This is a genomic window from Vibrio sp. OPT46 (assembly GCF_015163535.1).
Classification (GTDB): Bacteria; Pseudomonadota; Gammaproteobacteria; order Enterobacterales; family Vibrionaceae; genus Vibrio; species Vibrio alginolyticus.
Window position 1 is genome coordinate 1 of record NZ_JADDYG010000801.1, and the last position, 2,285, is coordinate 2,285.

Sequence of the window (2,285 nt, forward strand, 5' to 3'; positions counted from 1 at the left end):
GAGGCTAATCTTGAATTAGTTTCACGGTTAGGTATTAATCATCGTGACGTTAGGCTTAATTCAAAAGAAAGCTATGTTTCAGACCGTAGCGCTAGGCTTTTAGAGAAAAAGTTAAAGGTAGCTCGAGGTTGGCTAGACGCAGAACATGAAATTATTAGCCAAACTCAACTTCTAACAATTAGAGCCAACAATGTTTCGGCGCTTATTGTTTCTCCTGGCTTTACTAAACAGTCAAAGCACTTTCTCTCTAAGATAGTTTCATCTACACCTATGAGCGGATATCAATTTTTGTTTGATGAAATCACTTTCGAAGAGCAGTCCTATTACTTACGTAAAATGGAAGAGTTCTTGGAAATTGAAAGAGCATGTCTTGATGATGAGGCATTTATGGAAGGGCTCTACTAGCGAGAAAAGTCGAAGTCATTATCAGGACGCTGTTGTTTGATACCAATGGCGTCCTTTTCATTTACTGGTCCAGTTATACAAGATTCTAGCCTCTGATTTATTGTTTGTTGACTAGGTTCAAGTACATTAGCTTTCTCAACACTCTTCAAGCTAATATGGTCAAATCTCCTGCCAAACTTTGTCTCAAATTCATTCAGAAAGAAATTGATATCTTGTACAGCATTTGGATTAACTTGCCATTTTGTTAGCAAACTTGGCAAATTTGTAAAACTGGTATTATCGAATTCACTTCTTCGAGCTGGTGGTATTGCACTTAGTCTGATTTGTAGAATGGTGCCGATCATTCTATTTTGTAGTTGGAGAATATCTTGTTGTTTTTGAAAATTCTGACTTGAGAACTTTTCAACTGACACTTTGAGTTTTTCTAAATCCATTTTTTAGCCTAACTCAAGCTGTGCAAAGGCAAGTGGTCTAACAGATGACTGAAGAATAGCCTTCTTGAACCAGGTCATTGTCATATGATAGTCATAGTTACAAGACACGATTTTTTCAGCGTAGTGGTCATGAGGATAATTCATAGCGATTGACTTAAGGATTTCATAGTCAAATATTTCTAACTTTAGATCTTCAAATCGTTGATCTAAAGAGTTTTTAATTTCAGGTAGAGGTAGCTCATCACCGCTTTGAATTTTCTTTATGATTTTCTTGTCATTTTCAAGAACATTTAAGAGCAAGTACTCTGAAATAGAAAGCACATAGCTTGTAAAATTTGGTAATGTCTTTAGAGAGATTGGGTTCATATATTTTTTGTTTTAAGCTTGTGCCCATCGGTTCTATTGATGGCAAAGGTAACTCCTCTTTGCTTCACCAGGAACCAGTCCAGTCTTTATAAATCTTGCTTATGTATCAATATAAGATATACATAAACAAGGGTATTTGCCATTTTTTTGACAACTAACGTACTACTTTGGGGGCGATATGAGTGTAAATTCATGGGAATTTCAACCAGACAACGAGTTTTCTGACATAACAGATGATCTGAATCATCAGGATGTAGTATCAGAAAAAACCTCAGATCGAATTGTTAATGTACACGATAAACACCTAAGCCCACAAAGTACAACTTTGCAAAGCAATGATGTCTGTTTGAACGCCTTTAATCAACAAAAGCAGGACGTTCGTCTATCTGAAGTTGGCGGCAAGTCACAATCAGTGCAACCTTCTGCCACAAAATCAAACGCTTACTTCCACCCAAATAGTCAAATTAATCTCTATAACAAGTCATTAAATTGTGCAGCGGTGATTCGATTAGGAAACATAGCTAACAACCTAATTTCAATTGTTGTAGACATTTGCCCAGAACATAACGGTTGCTCAAGTGATTGGAACAACAAAATCTCAGTTGCCTTTTCTCACACTGAACTTATTCAAGCTTATTCCCTATTTCTTCAAAACCTTAAATGCCTTGATTTCAAGTTAAAGTTTCACCAACAACAAACTGGACCATTGTCTATAGGATTTAAAGAGAGCTCGATTTATGTAAGCACAATCATCTCCGGTAAAACAATAAGCCTTACAGGAAACATCGCCCAAAAGATAAAGTTTATGGCCCAATTAGAAGTGGCTACAAAACACTACTTCGCTACTGCGTTTCCAGATTTGGACCAAGAACGAATTCTGCGTCAGATAGCTTTGATTTAGTGTTTTTGTAGTTCGATATTTGAAGCTTCTAGGTGACCAGTAGCTCTCAGATATCTTTTAACAGTACCCATATTTGTCCAATCACCAATAGACATAAGGTCGACTGCATTCATCTTATGAACGACATGCCCATCAACTACCGCTCCACAACGTGCCGAATGCCCTGACCAACAACGACC

At 37.1% G+C, this 2,285-nt stretch carries 4 protein-coding genes and 1 pseudogene; 2 read left to right on the forward strand and 3 right to left on the reverse strand.

Annotation, left to right across the window (positions count from 1 at the left end):
* The coding region (locus IQR33_RS28005; RefSeq protein WP_193844251.1) for a hypothetical protein at positions 1–405 on the forward strand (405 nt) is incomplete at its 5' end.
* Here the strand turns inward: IQR33_RS28005 and IQR33_RS28010 are convergent.
* Complete coding sequence (locus tag IQR33_RS28010) at positions 402–839, reverse strand: hypothetical protein (RefSeq protein ID WP_025634110.1); 438 nt, start codon at positions 837–839, stop codon at positions 402–404. The genes IQR33_RS28005 and IQR33_RS28010 overlap by 4 nt on opposite strands.
* Positions 840–842: 3 nt before the next feature.
* Positions 843–1,205 carry a hypothetical protein gene (locus tag IQR33_RS28015; protein ID WP_025634109.1) on the reverse strand — a complete coding sequence of 121 codons (363 nt, stop codon included), beginning with the start codon at positions 1,203–1,205 and terminating at the stop codon, positions 843–845.
* Between the two features lie 178 nt (positions 1,206–1,383).
* On the opposite strand from IQR33_RS28015, the gene IQR33_RS28020 reads away from it, so the two are divergent.
* Positions 1,384–2,106 carry a hypothetical protein gene (locus IQR33_RS28020; protein WP_054574964.1) on the forward strand — a complete coding sequence of 241 codons (723 nt, stop codon included), beginning with the start codon at positions 1,384–1,386 and terminating at the stop codon, positions 2,104–2,106.
* On the opposite strand, the pseudogene IQR33_RS34690 reads toward IQR33_RS28020, so the two are convergent.
* Positions 2,103–2,285: pseudogene (locus tag IQR33_RS34690) on the reverse strand (integrase); the annotation flags it as partial. The gene IQR33_RS28020 and the pseudogene IQR33_RS34690 sit on opposite strands and share 4 nt — an antisense overlap.

Coding starts and splice junctions, on each gene's coding strand:
- IQR33_RS28010 (WP_025634110.1), bottom strand. CDS start 839: ATGGATTTAGAAAAACTCAAAGTGTCAGTTGAAAAGTTCTCAAGTCAG.
- IQR33_RS28015 (WP_025634109.1), bottom strand. CDS start 1,205: ATGAACCCAATCTCTCTAAAGACATTACCAAATTTTACAAGCTATGTG.
- IQR33_RS28020 (WP_054574964.1), top strand. CDS start 1,384: ATGAGTGTAAATTCATGGGAATTTCAACCAGACAACGAGTTTTCTGAC.